The 6,300-nt window shown below is 61.7% G+C and carries 4 protein-coding genes; 3 read left to right on the forward strand and 1 reads right to left on the reverse strand.

The window, feature by feature from the left end:
- Positions 1 to 178 precede the first annotated feature (178 nt).
- Positions 179 to 1,564: a M20/M25/M40 family metallo-hydrolase gene (locus Q0X21_RS09725; protein ID WP_297851686.1), complete on the reverse strand. Its 1,386-nt coding sequence runs from the start codon at positions 1,562 to 1,564 to the stop codon at positions 179 to 181.
- Positions 1,565 to 1,680: 116 nt separating this feature from the next.
- On the opposite strand from Q0X21_RS09725, the gene Q0X21_RS09730 reads away from it, so the two are divergent.
- The 3 genes from Q0X21_RS09730 (at position 1,681) to groL (ending at position 6,123) form a co-directional block, all read left to right on the forward strand.
- A complete protein-coding gene (locus tag Q0X21_RS09730; protein WP_297851687.1) occupies positions 1,681 to 2,151 on the forward strand; it encodes a hypothetical protein in 471 nt (156 codons plus the stop codon).
- A 124-nt stretch (positions 2,152 to 2,275) separates the two neighbouring features.
- Complete coding sequence (locus Q0X21_RS09735) at positions 2,276 to 4,255, forward strand: OPT family oligopeptide transporter (RefSeq protein ID WP_297851688.1); 1,980 nt, start codon at positions 2,276 to 2,278, stop codon at positions 4,253 to 4,255.
- Positions 4,256 to 4,488: 233 nt separating this feature from the next.
- Entirely contained in the window at positions 4,489 to 6,123 is a 1,635-nt protein-coding gene (gene groL / locus Q0X21_RS09740) for a chaperonin GroEL (RefSeq protein ID WP_297851689.1), read from the forward strand.
- The last annotated feature ends 177 nt before the right edge of the window (positions 6,124 to 6,300 follow it).

Below are 6,300 nucleotides of genomic sequence, written 5' to 3' on the forward strand. Positions count from 1 at the left end.
TGCCGGTGCAACTAAATCTGACCTGGGGTTTTAGCCGCGTTCCTGGAGGCGAATGTGATCTAAATCCACCGGCCCCTTGAGGTGGGGGGACGTGGCCGGCGGGGGCCGGGGGCCGGGGTGCCGGGCTAACAGGGCGCCGGTCCCGGGATGCCGGACTGAGTGGGTCTACCGAGTGGGGCTAGAGCTTGGTGACGCGCTGGAGGAATTTCGCCTCGGCAACAGCGACGCGCTCGATTTCATGCGGGTGGACCGACTCGTCGATGGAGTGGATGCCAGCGTTGTTGTCTTCCACGCCGTACATGGCGATAGCTGCGTCCGGGTAGTGCTTCTGCAGCGTGGCGGTCAGCGGGATGGAGCCGCCCGAACCGACAGAGACCAGGTCTGTCGATGCGGTGACGGCCGGGTCGGAACCGGCTGCTTCCTTGTATGCCTCCTGCAGGCACTCGCCAAGCAGGGCGATGGCGGGCTGGGAGGGATCGGTGGAGAAGCCGTGGTTGATGTCGAAGATCTCTACCTCGACCTTGGCGCCCCATGGGGTGTGGTCAATGAGGTGCTTCTTCAGGGCTTCCGCAGCGGTGGCCGGGTCCATGCCGGCGGGGACGCGCAGGTTCAGCTGGGCCTCTGCGCGCGGGATGATCGCATTGACTGCCTGGTCAACCGGGGTGGAGGTGAAACCAATGATGGTTACAGCGGGGCGAGCCCACACCATGTCAGCGGCGTTTTCACCACCATTATCAATATCGCCCATCAGGGAGACGCCGTCGAGAACGCCGGCGTCATTGCGGAAGGCATCGGTGTCATAGGGCTGGCCAGACCAGGTGGCGGAAAGTGCGTCGTCGAGGCCGTCGATGGTGGTGCGGCCGGTTTCGTCGCGAAGCGAATCAAGCGTGCGGATCAGTGCTGCGACCGGGTCCGGGGCAGGGCCACCGAAGGTGCCGGAGTGGATCGCACCGCGGAGGGTCTCCACCGTGACCTTGAGCTGAGCGCCGCCACGCAGCGCGGTGGTCAGGGTCGGGGTGCCCACGGTGACATTGCCGGAGTCGGCGATGAGGATGATGTCGGCCGCAAACAGTTCTGGCTGTTCCTCAATGAGTTTTTCCAGGCCACCGCCGCCGAGCTCCTCAGAGCCTTCGACGAGGACGACGAGGTTTGCGTCGGTGCCGCCGGCGTCGTCGATAAGCCGTAGTGCCTCGAGGTGCATGGCTACGTTGCCCTTGCAATCGGCGGCGCCACGGCCGTACCAGCGGCCATCGCGTTCGGTGAGGGTGAACGGGTCGGCGGTCCAGGCGGATGCGTCGCCGGCGGGCACGACGTCGTAGTGCGAATAAAGAAGGACGGTCGGGGCGTCATCGCTGACGTGCTTGCGGGCGATGATGGCGTCCGCATTGTCCACGGTGGCGTGGCGCTCAACCTCAAGGCCACGCTCGGCGAGTGCATTAGCGACCCAATCGGCAGCGGCCGAGTGCTGGTCGGCAAGCTCCGGTACAGAGTGCGGGGAGTTGAAAGAGACGAGTGCAGAAAGGTCGTTGAAGATCCGTTCGCGGTTCGGTTCAAAAGTGCTCATGAGCTCGAACGTACCAGCGCCCAAAGTGGACGGGCGAGGTATGTCCGGGTTGCTAAAATCGGCGCCACATCAAAGCGGGGGAGTGTGTGCCTATGGCGGAGTGGTTCTCAGGGCTGATGGCTGATGCAGCGGAGCATCCAGTGCGGGCGGTCCTTATCGTGCTGCTGCTGGTGTCCTTTCTTGTGCAGGTCTTCGGATCCCGTGTCAGGGACTTGTTTGATCCGGTGGTGAAGCGCGAATACGGGCATGTGGTGGCGGTAGATCTGGCCGTGGATAAGAACGCGCGGTGGAAGGGCAACGATGAGCCACTGCAAAACCGCAAGGTCGCGCGCCTGCCGTCGGGGGAAGAACTGCTGTTTAGTTGGTGTGACGCGGCGATCGGACTGCCGCGCGACATTAAGCGCCAAGTGTTCGCTGGCGACGGCCACCTGATCAACCTGTATGAGCCGAAAATCAATGCCGGCGCGGCTGCGCAGCAAGCAGCGATTGCGCAGATGAAGGACAAATACTTCCGGTTTTGGCTGCCGCAGCCGAAAGCAGTGGTGATTGTGCGCAGGGAAAGCGGGCGGTTCCGCGGCACGTTCTAAAGGTGTTTCCGCGCGTGTGCCAGAGGGGTGAAAACAGGGGGCCTGAGCTTAGGTTATTGCGGTTTCAACGATTGTTGGAGTCAGGAGTAAGATCCCTGCCAATACACCGTAAGAAAGGTCGGAAATGGATAACGGGACGAGCCTGCGCGAGCTAACACTGCGCGGCATCATCATCGGCGGGCTGATCACGCTCGTGTTCACTGCCGCGAATGTCTACCTGGGGTTGAAGGTTGGTCTGACGTTCGCTACATCGATTCCTGCAGCAGTCATCTCGATGGCGGTGCTGCGTAAATTCGCTGGGCACAATGTGAAGGAAAACAACATTGTGCAAACGATTGCCTCGGCGGCAGGCACGCTGTCAGCAATCATCTTCGTGCTGCCGGGCCTGGTCATGATCGGCTACTGGCAGGGCTTCCCGTTCTGGACCACCTCGCTGGTGTGTGCTCTCGGCGGCATTTTGGGTGTGATGTTCTCGGTGCCGCTGCGTCGCGCGCTGGTTACGGGCTCTGACCTGCCGTACCCGGAAGGTGTGGCAGCAGCTGAGGTCCTGCGCGTCGGCGATGGTGATCCGCACAATGAGGAAAACGAGAAGGGCCTGCGCATCATCGTCATCGGCGGTCTCGTTTCCGCAGGTTACAGCCTGCTTGCCGCAATGAAGGCAGCAGCCAGCGAGGTCTCCGCGGTCTTCAAATTCGGTCCGGGCGCAACGATGCTCGGCGGTTCGCTCTCCCTCGCGCTCATCGGCGTCGGCCACCTCGTGGGCCTCACCGTGGGTATCGCGATGCTCGTGGGCGTTGTCATTTCCTTCTTCGTTCTGCTTCCATGGCGCACTTCGTCGCTTATCGACGGCTCGGCGGCCGACCTCACCGAACTCGTCACCACCACGTTCTCCTCGGAGATCCGCTTCATCGGCGTGGGCACCATGGCTGTTGCTGCACTGTGGACACTGGTCAAGATTGCTGGCCCGGTGACCAAGGGCGTGAGTGCTTCTCTGGCTAGCTCCCGCAAGCGTGCGGCTGGCCGGGATGTGGATGTGACAGAGCAGGACATTCCGTTCCCGATTGTCAGTACCGTTATTTTGCTGTCTATGATCCCGATCGGTTTCTTGCTGTGGGACTTCCAGCGTGGCACCGATATTCATGAGCACGCATTCCTGCTCACGGCGATCTCCGTGCTGTTCATTCTCATCGTCGGCCTGGTCATCGCTTCGGTGTGTGGCTACATGGCTGGTCTGATCGGTGCGTCGAACTCGCCGATTTCTTCGGTGGGCATCATCGCTGTGATCGCTTCGGCACTTCTGATCGCTGCGTTCATGGCTGGCACGGATGCTTCCGCATCGTCCTTGATTGCCTACACGTTGTTCACTGCCGCGATCGTGTTCGGTATTGCGACGATTTCCAATGACAACCTGCAGGACCTTAAGACTGGTCAGCTGGTCGGTGCGACGCCGTGGAAGCAGCAGGTGGCTTTGGTCATCGGTGTGATCTTCGGTTCTGTGGTCATCCCGCCGGTTCTGCAGCTGATGCTCACCGGCTTCGGTTTCCAGGGCATGGAGGGTGCTGGCCCGGATGCGTTGGCTGCTCCGCAGGCGGCGCTGATGTCGTCGGTGGCAAGTGGCATTTTCGACGATTCCTTGAACTGGAACCTGATCTTCCTGGGTGCTGCTATCGGCACCGCCGTGATCATTGTTGATGAGATCTTGTCGGCCACGACCGATAAGAAGTACTCGCTGCCGCCGCTGGCTGTGGGTATGGGCATGTACCTGCCGGTCAGCGTCACCGTGATGGTGCCGATCGGTGCGTTCCTCGCGTACTTCTACAACCGTTGGGCAGCACACCAGCGCAACCCGGAATTCGCTAAGCGCATGGGCACGTTGGGCGCCACCGGTCTGATCGTGGGCGAGTCCCTATTTGGTGTGGTCAATGCCGGTATCATCGCGGCTTCGCAGGGTGAGAGCCCACTGGAGGTCTTCGAGGAGAGCGGCTGGACCACGCTCATCGGTGTGGTTCTGTTCGTCGCCGCGGTGGCGTTCATTTACAAGCGCACCGCGAAGGCGGCCGAGGTGACTCACGCGGTCAACCGCGATCCGGCCGCAGCGGTCTAGACGTTCCACCACGTGCAGCGGCCCGGTGGCCCCCGGGTCTGACATTGCACTCGCAGCCTCACACTGCTAAAAATGGCTTTAGCACTCCCGCCAAGTGAGTGCTAAAAAGTCAATTTCGAGCGGGTGAGGCTGTTTTGCACTCACCAGCCGTGCCGTCGCGGGCGCCCGCTTGGACCTTGTAGACGTGAGAGTGGCGTCGCATTTCCCTATATATAGAGGAGCAACAAACTCACATGGCAAAGATGATCGCATTCGATGAGGAAGCACGTCGCAGCCTCGAGCAGGGCCTGAACACCCTTGCTGATGCTGTGAAGGTCACCCTCGGCCCCAAGGGCCGCAACGTGGTCCTGGAGAAGTCCTGGGGCGCACCGGCTATTACTAATGACGGTGTGACGATTGCTCGGGATATTGAGCTCGAGGATCCTTACGAGAAGATCGGTGCTGAGCTGGTCAAGGAAGTCGCTAAGAAGACCGACGACGTCGCTGGCGACGGCACCACCACCGCGACCGTTCTGGCCCAGGCGCTCGTGCGCGAGGGCCTGCGTAACGTGGCTGCTGGCTCCAACCCGATGGGCATTAAGCGCGGCATCCAGGCTGCAACCGACAAGGTTTCCTCCCTCCTGCTCGATTCCGCGAAGGAGGTCGAGACCGAGGAGGAGATCGCTTCCACTGCAGGTATTTCGGCTTCTGACCCGGAGATCGGCAAGAAGATCGCCGAGGCTATGTATGCCGTCGGCAACGGCTCCGTGAACAAGGAGTCCGTCATTACCGTTGAGGAGTCCAACACCTTCGGCGTTGACCTTGAGGTCACCGAGGGCATGCGCTTCGACAAGGGCTACATCTCCGCATACTTCGCCACCGACATGGAGCGCGGCGAGGCTGTGCTGGAGGATCCGTACATCCTTCTCGTCTCCGGCAAGATCTCCAACGTCAAGGAGCTCGTCCCGGTCCTGGAGCAGGTCATGCAGTCCGGCAAGCCGCTGCTGATCATCGCTGAGGATGTCGAGGGTGAGGCGCTGTCCACCCTCGTGGTCAACAAGATCCGCGGCACTTTCAAGTCCGTTGCTGTGAAGGCACCGGGCTTCGGTGATCGTCGCAAGGCAATGCTGCAGGACATCGCGATCCTGACCGGCGGCCAGGTCATCTCCGAAGAGGTTGGTCTGTCCCTGGACACCGCTGGCATTGAGCTGCTCGGCCAGGCACGCAAGGCTGTGATCACCAAGGACGACACCACGATCGTTCAGGGCGCTGGCGAGCAGGCTCAGATCGAGGGCCGTGTGAAGCAGATCCGCGCCGAGATCGAGAACTCCGATTCCGATTACGACCGTGAGAAGCTGCAGGAGCGCCTGGCCAAGCTGGCTGGCGGCGTTGCAGTGCTCAAGGTCGGCGCCGCCACCGAGGTGGAGCTCAAGGAGCGCAAGCTGCGCATCGAGGACGCTGTCCGCAACGCGAAGGCAGCGGTCGAGGAGGGCATCGTCGCCGGCGGTGGCGTCGCACTCCTGCAGGCAGCTAAGGAGCTCGAGGGCGACCTCGGCTACGAGGGCGACGAGGCTACCGGCGTGAAGATCGTCCGCGAGGCTCTTTCTGCACCGCTGAAGCAGATCGCTCTGAACGCTGGCTTGGAGCCGGGTGTTGTCGCCGACAAGGTGGCTAACCTCCCGGCAGGCCAGGGCCTGAACGCCGCTACGGGCGAGTATGTTGAGATGCTCGCTAACGGCATCGCTGACCCGGCTAAGGTCACCCGTTCCGCTCTGCAGAACGCTGCTTCCATCGCCGCACTGTTCCTCACCACCGAGGCGGTTGTGGCTCAGAAGCCGGAGCCCGCAGCTCCCGCAATGGACCCGGAGGCAATGGGCGGCATGATGTAAAAAGCATCCCGCTTATCGACGCCCCGAGCTCCCCAAAGGGAAGCTCGGGGTTTTCGTCGTTTCTGCCCGCTTGCCCAAGTTCTAGGGATCGTTGCAACACTGATTGGAAAGTTGGTGTTGGTTGTGTCTGGTTCGCGTTGGGATCCGAGTGGTGATGAGGTTGTTCGGTTTCACCGG

It is taken from the genome of uncultured Corynebacterium sp. (assembly GCF_947253065.1).
Lineage (GTDB): Bacteria > Actinomycetota > Actinomycetes > Mycobacteriales > Mycobacteriaceae > Corynebacterium.

Excerpts from the sequence above, each read along its gene's own strand:
- Q0X21_RS09725 (WP_297851686.1), bottom strand. The coding sequence starts at position 1,564 with ATGAGCACTTTTGAACCGAACCGCGAACGGATCTTCAACGACCTTTCT.
- Q0X21_RS09730 (WP_297851687.1), top strand. The coding sequence starts at position 1,681 with ATGGCTGATGCAGCGGAGCATCCAGTGCGGGCGGTCCTTATCGTGCTG.
- Q0X21_RS09735 (WP_297851688.1), top strand. The coding sequence starts at position 2,276 with ATGGATAACGGGACGAGCCTGCGCGAGCTAACACTGCGCGGCATCATC.
- groL (WP_297851689.1), top strand. The coding sequence starts at position 4,489 with ATGGCAAAGATGATCGCATTCGATGAGGAAGCACGTCGCAGCCTCGAG.